Source organism: Tateyamaria sp., assembly GCF_039940735.1.
Taxonomy (GTDB): Bacteria; Pseudomonadota; Alphaproteobacteria; order Rhodobacterales; family Rhodobacteraceae; genus Tateyamaria.
Map to the genome: position 1 here is coordinate 1 of NZ_JBDVGB010000047.1, position 12941 is coordinate 12941.

General features: G+C 56.9%; 11 protein-coding genes. 5 read left to right on the plus strand and 6 right to left on the minus strand.

Translation table 11 applies throughout. The features are described from left to right. Window positions 1-195: 195 nt before the first annotated feature. The 3 genes from ABJF76_RS08930 to ABJF76_RS08940 all read right to left on the minus strand — a co-directional run bounded on the left by ABJF76_RS08930 (window position 196) and on the right by ABJF76_RS08940 (window position 5053). Entirely contained in the window at window positions 196-2766 is a 2571-nt protein-coding gene (locus ABJF76_RS08930; protein ID WP_348407234.1) for a calcium-binding protein, read from the minus strand. A 253-nt stretch (window positions 2767-3019) separates the two neighbouring features. Then, entirely contained in the window at window positions 3020-3673 is a 654-nt protein-coding gene (locus ABJF76_RS08935) for an ABC transporter ATP-binding protein (protein ID WP_348336946.1), read from the minus strand. 12 nt (window positions 3674-3685) lie between these two features. Beyond that, complete coding sequence (locus ABJF76_RS08940; RefSeq protein WP_413822559.1) at window positions 3686-5053, minus strand: sugar transporter; 1368 nt, start codon at window positions 5051-5053, stop codon at window positions 3686-3688. 63 nt (window positions 5054-5116) lie between these two features. Here ABJF76_RS08940 and ABJF76_RS08945 point away from each other — a divergent pair, with 63 nt between their 5' ends. After that, window positions 5117-5956: an ABC transporter permease gene (locus tag ABJF76_RS08945; protein ID WP_348336948.1), complete on the plus strand. Its 840-nt coding sequence runs from the start codon at window positions 5117-5119 to the stop codon at window positions 5954-5956. Here ABJF76_RS08945 and ABJF76_RS08950 read toward each other — a convergent pair. Next, window positions 5912-6937 (minus strand): glycosyltransferase, encoded by a 1026-nt coding sequence (locus ABJF76_RS08950; protein WP_348407235.1) that lies wholly within the window; start codon window positions 6935-6937, stop codon window positions 5912-5914. The two genes, ABJF76_RS08945 and ABJF76_RS08950, sit on opposite strands and share 45 nt — an antisense overlap. A 152-nt stretch (window positions 6938-7089) precedes the next feature. Here ABJF76_RS08950 and rfbC point away from each other — a divergent pair, with 152 nt between their 5' ends. The 4 genes from rfbC to rfbA are packed head-to-tail and all read left to right on the plus strand — an operon-like array spanning window position 7090 to window position 10431. Next, entirely contained in the window at window positions 7090-7653 is a 564-nt protein-coding gene (gene rfbC, locus ABJF76_RS08955; RefSeq protein WP_348407236.1) for a dTDP-4-dehydrorhamnose 3,5-epimerase, read from the plus strand. Further along, window positions 7650-8687 (plus strand): dTDP-glucose 4,6-dehydratase, encoded by a 1038-nt coding sequence (rfbB, locus tag ABJF76_RS08960; protein ID WP_348407237.1) that lies wholly within the window; start codon window positions 7650-7652, stop codon window positions 8685-8687. The genes rfbC and rfbB overlap by 4 nt, the downstream gene beginning before the upstream one ends. Window positions 8688-8720: 33 nt before the next feature. Then, window positions 8721-9566 (plus strand): dTDP-4-dehydrorhamnose reductase, encoded by an 846-nt coding sequence (gene rfbD / locus ABJF76_RS08965; RefSeq protein WP_348407238.1) that lies wholly within the window; start codon window positions 8721-8723, stop codon window positions 9564-9566. Continuing rightward, window positions 9559-10431, plus strand: a complete 873-nt coding sequence (rfbA, locus tag ABJF76_RS08970) for a glucose-1-phosphate thymidylyltransferase RfbA (protein ID WP_348407239.1) — start codon at window positions 9559-9561, stop codon at window positions 10429-10431. Before rfbD ends, rfbA begins: the two co-directional genes overlap by 8 nt. A 6-nt stretch (window positions 10432-10437) precedes the next feature. Here rfbA and ABJF76_RS08975 read toward each other — a convergent pair whose 3' ends face one another. Both ABJF76_RS08975 and ABJF76_RS08980 read right to left on the minus strand, forming a co-directional pair. Then, window positions 10438-11442, minus strand: a complete 1005-nt coding sequence (locus tag ABJF76_RS08975) for a ParB/RepB/Spo0J family partition protein (RefSeq protein WP_348407240.1) — start codon at window positions 11440-11442, stop codon at window positions 10438-10440. Window positions 11443-11545: 103 nt separating this feature from the next. Next, the gene (locus ABJF76_RS08980; RefSeq protein WP_348407241.1) at window positions 11546-12934 is read right to left on the minus strand and encodes an AAA family ATPase; all 1389 of its coding nucleotides are present in this window, start codon (window positions 12932-12934) and stop codon (window positions 11546-11548) included. Between the last annotated feature and the right edge of the window lie 7 nt (window positions 12935-12941).

Sequence of the window (12941 nt, forward strand, 5' to 3'; positions counted from 1 at the left end):
GTTGAACCAAGCGCGCCTAGATGCGCTGACCAGCGTACAGAACGGCAATCTGGTGTTTGATTTCGACAACGGCGACAGCCTGACGTTGAACGGGGTGACATCAACTGCGAGCTTGTTAGGCGATATCGAACTGATCTAAGGCAAGAAAGAAATAGGCTCTATTCTCATTAATAGAGCCTATTTCTACCAGTGTTTTTAGACAAAGACCAAATCCCCCGGCTGCATGTCAGCAGCCATGACGCCCTCTAGCAAAACGCTGCCATCGTCCCATTCCAACAACAGACCCGCTTTTGTATCCCGAACAGAAAGTTGTGCAGCCTCGACCTGAATTGTATCGGGGCCGTTGTTAAAATCGGTGACGATGCGATCACCCGATGTGTCCGCAAAAATAAAAACATCCGCGCCAGCGCCACCGCTCAACGTATCGTCTCCCGCACGGCTTTCCAGCGTGTCATTGCCCGCGCCGCCCTGCACAAAATCACGCCCAAATGCACCAATCTGCTCCGTATCGTTAAAACGATCATCACCATTGCCCAGATAGACCTTGTCCTGCCCTTTACCGCCCCAAACCACATCGTTGTCATCACCGCCAAAGATCGTGTCATTCTGATCGCCACCATACAAAGTATCATTGCCTTTGCGGCCAAGGATCAGGTCTTTCCCGCTACCCCCATCCAGAAATTCATCGCCCCCACCGCCTCGCACATGGTCGTAACCCGCACCGCCCCAAACCGTATCGCTCGCGGAAATGCCTGCCTGAGCATTGTCGAAAAACACATCATCCCCATTGCCCAGGAAAATCAGATCACGGCCATTGCCTCCCACAACCAGGTCATCTCCATCGCCACCGCGTAGCGTGTCAAAACCATTCCCTCCAAATAAACGGTCGTCTCCAGCCCCTCCCTCAAGACTGTCAAAACCAGCATGGCCTCGCACCACATCATCACCCGCACCCGCCATGACACTGTCATTGCCCGCATTCGCAAGAACGGTATCATTGCCATTGGTGCCGTCGCGACTGATATCATTGCCCTGACCCAACCGGATCCAGTCATCGCCGTTGCCCCCCATGACCTCGTCATCACCTTGGCCGCTGTGGATGCTGTCACGGCCGTCTCCACCTCGGATGGTGTCATTGCCTTCCAGACCGGTGATTTGATCGCCGCTCCCAAAACCAGAAATAACGTCTGGGTCAGACGTGCCGCCCAATACATCTGCCGCATCGCTGCCCATGATCTCGCTTGGGACCAACAACAACGTGCGATCCGCCCCGAACACGATACGTGCACTGACCTCAGCGACGCTCAACGTCTCGCCCCCCGAAGGGCGCACATCCAACACCTCACTGCGCCACGTAATACGTACCCCCGGACCGCTGGTCGTAATATTCAACTGCGACGTTCCATACAGAAACGGCAGATTTCCCAGATCAATCCAATCCTGCGTATAATCAAAATTCTGAATGCGATCATTCACACCGTCCGCAGACAGCACAAACAGGTCAGACCCCGCACCACCGTCCAGCGTGTCCTTGCCCGCGCCGTCCCGCAGGATGTCATCACCACCCTGCCCCTGAACATGATCATCGCCCACGCCGCCGATCAGAATGTCATCCCGCCCGGTGCCTGCCATCGTCCCTCCCTGCGCCAAGGCAAACCTCGTTTCACCTTGATCAGAGACTGAAAAGGTAAACTGGTTGATGCCCGCCTCACCCTGCGCCGCAGCAAAAACCTGAACTTCATCCCCCACCAACACCATCTCCAACGCCGAGACATTGGTCAGGTTGGTAGTGGTCTGATCCGCCAGCGATGACAAATGTTGCAACTGGCCACCCGGCATGATGACAAACAGACTCAACCCATCGTCGCCGCCCCCTGCAACCACATAGATCCGATCCTCGACATCGACCGTGGCCAATGCCTGCACTGTACCAAACCGCGTATTCAGCGTATCCAACACATGATCCACAGCGATCAGTTGACCATTGGCCGTCAACTCTAGCACACTCAGTGCGCCCATCTCGCCGTTGCTTGCAGCCGAGGCAACGATGACAAAATTCTGCCCCCCGGTTTCAATCATCTGAACCGCTGTGATGGTGTTCAGAATCCCCAACCCTTGTTGCGCGCCCATTGTGTCCCGCACGCTTAAGGCGCCCGTGGTCGCGTCAGCGGCATAGCTGGTCAAAGCCTGTTCACCACTGCTGGCGGCAATCACAAAATCCTGCCCGTTGATGCGCGTGCCCACCAGCTCGCCCAGATCACTGGCATGGGTGGTGGTGGTGTCTTCCACCACGCTGCGACGGTTCATGGCGCCGGTGCTTGTTACCTCGTAAACACCAATATTGGTGCCATTCTTGCCCGCCAAATAGACAAAGCCGGCATCAGACACGTAATGTGCTGCGATCCCATCGCCATTGGGCTGGTTTGCTGTAATGCCGGTGGCGTTCCCAATCTGACCGTTGGCGCCAATTTGATAGGCCAGATAGCCCGCAGCGCCCGGGTCGCTGACCAGCAAATAGTCTTGCCCACCAATCTGCGTTGCATCAATGCGCCCCGTAACCTCAAAGGACTGACCCGTGTTATAGTATTGACGATCCACTTCAGACAAAGCCCGACCGGCGCCAACGTCATAGCTTACCAGCCCGCCGTTGCCGCCTGTGCCCGCAAACAGCGTACCCGTAGACACATCATAATGCAGAGCACGGATATCCACATCCAAACGTTCGTCATTAAGCGTCACCCATGTCCGCAAAACCAACTCTTGCATCGCACTCACCATCCCACTTCACACTCAGGAACAATGAGCAATATTGATGTGGTAGAACGCCGGACGCAGACGAGGCTAAACCGTGACAAACAGTGTGAATTGGGGGTATTTTGTTAACACCATTACAGGCCAAAGGATCTATAAAACGCTGATATAATGCACTAAAAAACACAAAACATGCTGAATTTCGCGCCAAGGAAAACCTTAAAACTGCGTTTCAAAAAAGGCAGCAATCAGATCACCCACAAGGGTTTTAGGCTAGTAACGCCTGATGATATTCAATCGCTTCTTCCAGATCGTCGAAATACTCGACCTTACCATTCTCCAGCACAATTCCCGCATCACAAAACTGCCGGACCTGCCCCATCTCGTGACTGACCAGCACTGCGGATGACACCTTCATCCGCTCTCTGAAGATGGCCTTGCTTTTGCGTTTAAAGGCCGCATCCCCCACAGCCGTGACTTCGTCGACCAAATACGTGTCAAAGTGGATGCCCATTGATGTGCCAAATGTCAGACGCCCCCGCATGCCCTGTGAATAGCTGCGCACTGGCATGTGGAAATGTTTTCCCAACTCGGCAAAGTCCTCGACGAACGCGGTCAAAGCATCTGTATCCACCCCATAGACCCGCGCGATGAACCGGACGTTCTGTGCCCCCGTCAATTCGCGGTGAAACGAAGCCCCAAACCCCACCGGCCAGGACACCGATCCACTGCTGACCACCCGGCCTGTATCAGGTTTTTGTAGGCCCGAAATAATGTCCATCAATGTTGACTTGCCCGCCCCGTTGCGCCCCAACAACGCCAAGGACCGCCCACTGGGCAGTTCGATATCGACATTGTCGATCACCACTTTGCGGTGACCGCGCACCCAAAAGCTTTTGGATAGGTTTTCCAGTCGGATCACAGTCGCGTCTCCCTAACTGCGATCCCGAATGGAATAATAGACCAACGCCATGACAGACCACCCCAACATCAAAAACAACGCGATCAAACCGATCAGCACAAAGCGCTGCGGAAACTCGGACGCCTCGGCGAGCGTTGGTTTGATGTACGTGGCCAAATACCGGCTTTGGCGCGACGCATTAGAACGCGCCACATCAAGTGCTGTCAAAGACGCACGATAGGTTTCTTCGGCCACTTCCAGATCAACCGTCAGGCTTTCAAATTCAGCAATCAAAGATGGGTAATCTTCAACCAACGCCCCGACTTCGTCGCTGATGTTCGCAAACGCTGCGCGCTCTGCGGCAATGCGGTCGCGGATCACGTCGATCCGACGCTGCGCCTGAATCACGCGCAGGTCGGTTTCATTGGTCGTGGCCAGCAGCAGATCATGTTCGACTTGCGTCTCAGCCAATTGTTGCTGCAGGTTGTTCATCACGCCCATTCGACCCTGAATATCGGTTTCCGGGTCTACAATCTGGGTACGTGTGCGGAATCCTGTCAGACCCTCACGGGCCTCCTTCAGGCGCGCAATGGCAGCGTCGAAATCTTCGTTGGCATAGCGCGTCGCATCTGTGCGGGCCTGTGTGTTCAGATCGTTGACCCGACTCTGGCTCTTGTCGACGATCAACTCCGCAATGCGCGTCGCCATATCCGGATCAAAGGCCAGCACCTGCACATCAATCAAACCAGATCCCTCGTCAAAAGAAATCCGCACAACCCGTTCCCAATACCACAACAGATCTTCAATCGACGCATCCGGCCACAATGAAAACACCGGATCCGTATCCCAATATTGAGAGTAATGCGTCTTAAGATCGACATCCCCTTGAATGGCTTCGATGATCTCTTGGCTTTTGATAAACGCGTTCAGAACATTCCCATCCGAATTGGTGCTAGAGCCCGTGAACTGCGCCACGCTGCCCAAAATATCCGACGCACCACCAGATTCCTCGCCGCGCACCGTAAAGCCTGTGATCGAACTGTATTGGTCCTCTGCGATGGTCCACAGATAAAACCCAGCGCCCGCCAAAGGCAGTAAAACCAATATCAGAAACGAAAACAGCAACCCCCAGTGACGACGGCGCATCGTGGCAGGTTCAGCAATCGGACGCACCTGCACAACTGCTGGTTGTCGCGACCCACCACCACCGCCCTTGCCCGCAGACCCGCCCCTCTGAGGTTTGTTCTGAGCGTTATTTTTCTTGGGCCCTTGCCCCCCGCCTTGTCCGGCGCCCGCACGGTTTTGCGCAGCTTTGGCTTTGTTGGGTTGAACGGATTGATCCATCTGACCGGAGGAACCTTTTTCTTGATTTGTCAAAGCGTTGCCGCGATGCAATGCCATTTGATCTTCATGTGTTAATTCTTCATAGTCGGTGGATAGCCTACAGTCACGGGAAATAGCCCGATGCCGCCTTCTGATACGACATCTTCCTCCGATCCGCTCTCAAGCGCGCCTGTGGCCCCCCCACTGCGGCCAAAATTGCGCCGTTCGACGCTGCGCACTGTTGCCGCACTGATCCTGCGCGAAATGGCCACACGGTACGGTGCCAAACCAGGGGGATACGTCTGGGCCATCTTTGAACCGCTGGGCACGTTGTTCATACTGTCCCTGGCCTTTTCACTGTTGCTACGCAGCCCGTCCTTAGGCGAAAGCTTTATCCTGTTTTATGCCACGGGCTACCTACCTTTCAACCTGTTCAACGGGACCGCAGGCATGCTGACAGCCGCGATCGCGTTTTCGAAATCCTTGCTCAAGTACCCGGCTGTCGGGTGGATAGATGCCCTTCTTGCACGTTTCATCCTGAACGCACTGACGTTGCTACTGGTCAGTTATGTATTGCTGGTCGCCATCCTATGGTTCACGGGCACGCGCACCGTGATCGACATGCCCCCCGTGATTGGCGCCTTTGTCATGGCTATGGCGCTTGGCTTTGGCATCGGCACATTCAATTGCGCGATGCGCGGGTTGTTCCCAGTCTATGGCACAGTCTGGACAATACTGACCCGCCCCCTGTTGATCGCTTCTGCCGTAATTTACATCATGGAAGACCTGCCAAACGGGGCCCAGCAGGTTCTGTGGTACAACCCGCTCGTACATATCACGGGATTGGCGCGGAGCGGCTTCTATCCGGTCTATAACCCCGACTATATTAACCCCGCCTATGTGATGGCCTGGGCCCTGATCCCCATGGCCACGGGCCTATTGCTTTTGCGCAAGCACCACCTTGCCATTCTCAACCGCTGACAGCGCAAGAACATCGCCGTGAGTACGAGATGTATCGCTGCGAAACCCGTCCCATACAGCACGTGCCAACAGTCGATAGAACACGCGTTGTTCTCCGCGATGGCGTCGCCCCTTTAGCATCCACTTAGGCAGAATCAGCGCCATCAATGGCCAAAACATCCATCCCGCGGCGGCACGGTACAAAAACAGCAAATTGCGGTGGTAATAATAGACCTTCCACAACGGCTGAAATCGGCCATCCTGTACTGCAAAAGTCGCGCAATCATGCTCAAAACGGACGTGCGGGTGAAACACAAGCTGCCGCCCAGCCAATGACAGACCCAGCGTATAAAGCCCATCGTCGCCATAGACGAACAGCCCCGGATCAGGCAGATCCGCCGCCTCAACCGCCCTTTTAGAGACAAAAAATCCGACAAATGACGTGATATCGACCGGACAGGGCGCATCCCCTTCATAAACTTCGGGCTTTAGATGAAATCCGTTGCGTCCCCCAACGCGCAGCAGCGTGCGCACAAAAACCGACACATGCTGGAAAGGATTGCGCGATGGGCGGTTCATGTCGCAAATCGTGCCATCCGGGTAATACACGGCCGCCGCAACCCCATCCCAACCCTGCGCCTCGGGATCAAGGGCATGAAACGCCGCAAAAGCACCGGGGGCTGGGCGCCCATCATCATCCATCAGGACCAGCCAATCAGGGTCATGCGCGGCCAAAGCACGGGTCATGCCCCGCCCAAAGCCCCCGGCCCCGCCATCATTGCGCGCACTGGACAAAACATCGATGCGTGGGTCACTTTGCCCCGCAAGCCAAGCAGCCGTGCCATCAGTGCTGGCATTGTCGACCACCACCACAGCCGCCAGATCCGCAGGCCCGGCTTCAAGCAGACGGGCCACAGTGTCCTGCAACTTGTCGAGCCTGTTATATGTCACCACAACTGCAACAAGCCGCCGCACCGCGGCCGAAGACCCAGAACCACCCATGACGTACCTTACCTTATGAATTGCATGACAGGCAAAACTCACAGAACGCCAAGCATGTCAAACGACGCCCTCGCCAGACATTCCGCATTTGCACGCGATCACACGGATGTTAGACCTCTCTCAACGTACAAACAGCACCGGAGCAGCACCGCATGCACATAGAAAAGACCGCGCTGGATGGCGTCCTGATCCTGACCCCCACCAGGTTTGGGGATCGCCGCGGCTTCTTTTCTGAAAGCTGGAATCGCAAACGTATGGCACAGGCCGGCCTTGATATCGACTTTGTGCAGGACAATCACTCGGTTTCAGCACAGGTCGGCACGGTGCGCGGCCTGCATTTTCAGGCCCCTCCGCATGCTCAAGCCAAACTGGTGCGCTGCGGGCGCGGGGTGCTGTTTGATGTGGCGGTCGATATTCGGCGCGGCTCGCCCTCTTATGGCCAATGGATCGGCGAAGAGCTGAGCTTTGAAAATGGGCGTCAGCTTTTGATTCCAGCCGGCTTTGCCCATGGTTTTGTCACGCGCGCGCCCGACACTGAAATTTGCTATAAATGCGATGCCTATTATGCAGCAGACGCCGACGGGGCGATACGGTGGGACAGCTGCGACATCGACTGGGGTTTTGACGGAACACCGGTCTTGTCCGACAAGGACGCCGCTGCCCCTGCCCTGTCGGATTTCGACACTCCCTTTGTCTGGGAAGGGCCCGCATCATGAAACTGCTTGTCACCGGCGGGGCTGGTTTCATCGGATCAGCAGTGGTGCGCCAAGCCATTGCTGCCGGGCACAGCGTAGTAAATGTCGACGCCCTTACCTATGCCGCCTGCCTTGATAACGTGGCACAGGTCGCAGACGCCCCCGGTTATTCTTTTGAGCATGCAGATATCCGCGATAGCGCCGCCATGGATCGCGTGTTCGCAGCGCACACGCCTGATGCGGTCATGCACTTGGCTGCAGAGTCCCACGTAGATCGTTCGATTGACGGCCCCGGTGCCTTTTTAGAAACAAATATCATGGGGACCTATACCCTCCTGCAGGCGGCTCGCACCTACTGGAGCGCACGGGGTCGCCCTGATGCGTTCCGCTTTCACCACATATCAACGGACGAAGTGTTTGGCAGCCTCGGCCCCGACGGACAATTCACCGAAGACACCGCCTATGATCCCCGCTCGCCCTATTCAGCGTCCAAAGCGGCCAGCGACCATCTGGTGCGCGCCTGGGGCGAAACCTATGACCTGCCGGTGATCCTGACCAACTGTTCGAACAATTACGGCCCCTTCCATTTTCCAGAAAAGTTGGTGCCGGTGGTGATCCTGAACGCATTGGCAGGCGATGCGATCCCCGTCTACGGGCAAGGCGAAAACGTGCGTGATTGGCTGTTTGTCGAAGATCACGCAGACGCGCTTTTGACCGTGTTAGAAAAAGGCCAGCTGGGCCGATCCTATAATATCGGCGGAGAAAACGAGGCGCGTAATATTGATCTGGTGCACATGATCTGCGCCATCCTTGATCGTTTGCGCCCGCGCGATACGCCCCATGCAGATCTGATCACGTTTGTCGCCGATCGTCCCGGCCATGACCTGCGCTATGCGATCGACCCGACCCGCATGCAAACCGAACTCGGCTGGCGGCCCTCTGTGACCCTTGAACAGGGACTGGAACGTACTGTGCATTGGTACCTGGACAACGAAAGCTGGTGGCGCGCGCTGCAAAATCGCGATGGCGTCGGCAAACGCCTTGGTGCAGGCTAGATCACGGCGTGTGGCTGAAAGGGTAGGGACGGTATGAGTATTCTGGTTTTCGGGCAAACCGGTCAAGTGGCCTCCGAACTGCAAAGACAGGCCCCTGTTATCGCGCTTGGGCGGGCACAGGCGGACCTGAACAACCCGGCAGACTGCGCCGCCGCGATCCGCGTTCATGCCCCAAGCGCCGTCATCAATGCGGCAGCCTACACAGCCGTCGATAAGGCCGAGGAAGAACAGGCACTGGCCTACCAGATCAATGCCGCAGCGCCGGGCGCCATGGCACGCACCTGTGCCGATCTGGGCATTCCCTTTTTGCACGTCTCGACCGATTATGTATTTGCGGGCACCGGCACAAAGCCTTGGCAGCCAAATGATCCAACTGCCCCGTTGGGGGCCTATGGTGCGTCCAAACGCGCCGGAGAAGAGGCGGTGATCGCCGCCGGTGGCACCCATGCCATCCTGCGCACGTCTTGGGTATTTTCGGCCCACGGGGCAAATTTCGTCAAAACCATGCTACGCCTGTCTGAGACCCGCGACGCCCTGAACGTGGTTGCTGACCAGATCGGGGGACCGACACCTGCCGCTGACATTGCGGCCACGTTGCTGCACATGGCGCAGGCCATGATAGACGGGCAGGGCGGCGGGTTGTATCATTATGCCGGGGCACCTGACACCAGCTGGGCCTGTTTCGCGCGCGAAACATTTGCACAAGCCGGGCGAAAGATCACAGTGTCGGACATCCCAACAGCAGACTATCCCACACCCGCCGCGCGCCCGCTGAATTCTCGTATGAATTGCACCAAGTTAGAAACTGATTTCAACATTCCCCGCCCGGATTGGGCCGCGGGATTGCACCGCGTACTGAAGGACCTTGGACATGACTGATCGCAAAGGGATTATCCTTGCCGGAGGGTCGGGCACACGGCTGTATCCAATCACAATGGGCGTCTCTAAACAGCTGCTTCCGATCTATGACAAGCCTATGGTGTTCTATCCGCTTAGCGTGCTGATGCTGGCCGGCATTCGCGAGATCGCAATCATCACGACGCCACAGGATCAGGATCAGTTCCAGCGCCTGTTGGGGGACGGCAGTCAATGGGGACTGGATTTTACTTACATCGAACAGCCCAGCCCCGATGGGTTGGCGCAGGCCTATCTGTTGGCCGAAGGCTTTCTGAATGGCGCACCTTCGGCCATGGTGCTGGGGGACAATATCTTTTTTGGACATGGCTTGCCTGAACAATTGGCCACCGCAGATGCGCGCGAAACGGGGGGGACGGTATTTGGGTATCGTGTGGCTGATCCTGAACGCTATGGCGTGGTGGACTTTGCCGAGGATGGCAGCGTGCGCGCGATTGTTGAAAAGCCAACCAATCCTCCGTCTTCCTATGCGGTAACGGGCCTGTACTTTTTGGATAGTTCTGCCCCAGAGCGCGCGCGCAGCATTCGCCCTTCTGAGCGGGGCGAGTTCGAAATAACCACACTGTTAGAGACCTATTTGAGCGATGACGCTTTACATGTAGAACAGATGGGGCGCGGTTATGCTTGGCTTGATACAGGCACCCATGGGTCGTTACTGGATGCGGGCAATTTTGTGCGCACCCTCAGCGCACGGCAAGGGTTGCAAGTGGGATCCCCCGAAGAAATCGCCTTTGATTCAGGTTGGATCGATGCCGCACAATTGGCCGAACGGGCCAAGATCTTTGCCAAGACAGAATATGGCCGCTATCTAAGCGCACTCTTGAAATAATAGGCTCTAACCGTGCCCGTTCTCTTCCAACCAGCGTTGCAACGCTGCTTTGAATGCCGCATCCACGCCGGTGCCTGACAGGGTCACACGCCCGGCACCTTTGTCTTTTAGCTGCACGCCTTGGGGCAGGGCAGGGCCATCGGCGCGGGTGGCCGCTGCGGCACCATTGTCCGTCGCTCGGTCGCACAGCGCCATCAACCGGTCCTGTTCAAGTGCGACATTCGTCGGCGGCGTCTTAAGCCATTCATCGGCAATCACCTGCGCCAAACCGGGATGCGCACCAAGACCCTTGGCCAATTTCAATCCAGCCCGTTCGCCAAGCGCCTGCGGAAACCGCAAAGCGCCCCCAACGGCCCGCACGACCCCGACAAAGCTGCCAATCTTTGAACGCTTCGCCCGCGACGCTGTCGCGAACAGCGCCCGCAACGCGGTCTGGTCATCTTTGAACACACCCTGATCGACAGTTTCAGCCACCACGCGCGCACGTTCAAAGTAACTTAGCCCCACCCGGATTTCATTTTCCTCGATCATCGCCACATAGGCATCCGAGGCTTCGGTGATCGGGCGCAAGACCGCCAGCACCTGCGCAAACCGTGCATCACCCGTTTCTGAGTGCAGGGCCTGCAACGCCGTGCAACGCCGCCAGCCGGACAACAGACCGTAACGCCCCGTGCCAAGATCAACCACATCGATCGGGGTTTGTTGCCCTCGTGCGCTTAGACTCTGTTTCAGCGCTTTCATCTCTTCGTCGTCAATGGCAACCCGATCGCGGGTGATGTGATCTGTCTGGATTTGGTCCAGCGGTAAGGCCTCGATCATACGGCCTTCGGCGCGGGCACGGACAAGGGTGTCGCTGAGTTCTTCGAGGGCACTGGTCCGTGCGGTGTCTTGCGCCACGCCGGCAATCGGCGCGCGTTGGCGCAGCACATGATCCGGCACTTTGCCCACCGGGGCATCGATCATTCCGCCTTCGGGTAGGGCCAGCGGGGTCAGGCGTTTGCGTTTGGCCATAATCCAGTCTCCTGTTTTTGGGCGCCACACAAGACGCGGATATATTGCGATGTCGTCACTGTAGCGCACGGGCGGTTAAGGCCGATGTTTCGCGCGCGAAACATTAACCCGCAGCCTTTTCAGAGTCTGCATCGCGTTTCCAGCTGCCCACCAGCAACGCCTTGAAGGCCGCATAGGTAGCATCAAATGTTTCACGCCCACGGGCATAGGTCTCTCGGTTAAAATCGCGGTAATCAGCTTCGTAGATGCCGCGCACCTGTTCGCCGGCCTGTCCGATCAACGCAGTAAAGTCCTGCCTGTGCGGCGACAGGGCAGGGCCAAGATAGCTTTGCATGAGGGCGGCAAGCTCGGCCTGTTGCGTGGCGTCGTAGCGCGTGATGACCATGCGCACTGCATCCCATTCAAACCGCAACTCAGGCCGGCCCAGAGCACGCGCTGCTAGGTTTTCAGCATCCTCAATCGAGGAAAACGTCGCATGCAGCATGTCAAAAAACCGCCCCGTGCTGTCAAATTCCAAAAAGGACGCGCCCAGAGGTACCAACAGAATGTCAGCAGCCGAAAGACCGTTGATGGTAAGATACCCAAGGGCAGGGGGCGTATCGAGAAAGATGACGTCGTATTCGTCCAGCAGCCCATCCGCGTCCAGCGTGTCTGTCAGCGCATCCCATAGCTTCCAGCCACGCCCAGACATGCGCCAGACGGGTACTTGGAATTCGGCCCAATAAAGGTTCAGCTGGGCGCCGATCAGATCGATATTGGGCCAGTGGGTTTTTTGCACAAGGTCGGGCGCGCGAATAGTCAACGCTTCGGTCAGAGTGTCATCAAGGGGCAGGGGGGCTTCGCCTTGGGCTGCACGTCGTTGATTGTCAGCGCGTAAGTGTTCGGCATAGTGGCGGGCCATCAGCGGGAACACTGTGTTCCATTCGTCTTCGACTTTGCCGCCAAAGATCGATGTCATGGACCCTTGGCTGTCTAGATCGATCACCAGTACGCGGTAGCCATCAAGGGCCGCTGACATGGCCAGATGTGCCGCAGTCGATGTCTTACCTACGCCGCCTTTGAAGTTGGCAACGGCCACGATTTTGGCCTGCGCGCCGTCGGGTTTGTAGGGTAGGTATTCTTTGGACTTTGATCCTTCTTGGCCAAAATGCGCACGCAGGCGCAGCACCTCATCCAAGGTAAACCATTTTGCACCCGCATCCGTTTCTGAACGCCCCTGAGGCAAGTCAGGGTTTTGTTTGAGCACACGGCGGAAATGGCCCTGCGCGACCGGGATCAAGTAGCGACAGATTTCCCAAGTTGAAAATTGGCGCAAACGACGGCTATCATCATTTTGCAGGCCTTGGGTTTCTAGGTTCTGCCGCCCGGCAGCACAGGCTTGAGCAACGGCTTCGAACCGCTGTGTCGTGGTCGGATCACCCAAGCTGCGTTGTGCTTCTAAGGGGTCGATGTTCATATAAGGCGGGAGGGGGATGCTCCGGCTTTGTTTCATGTGCTCT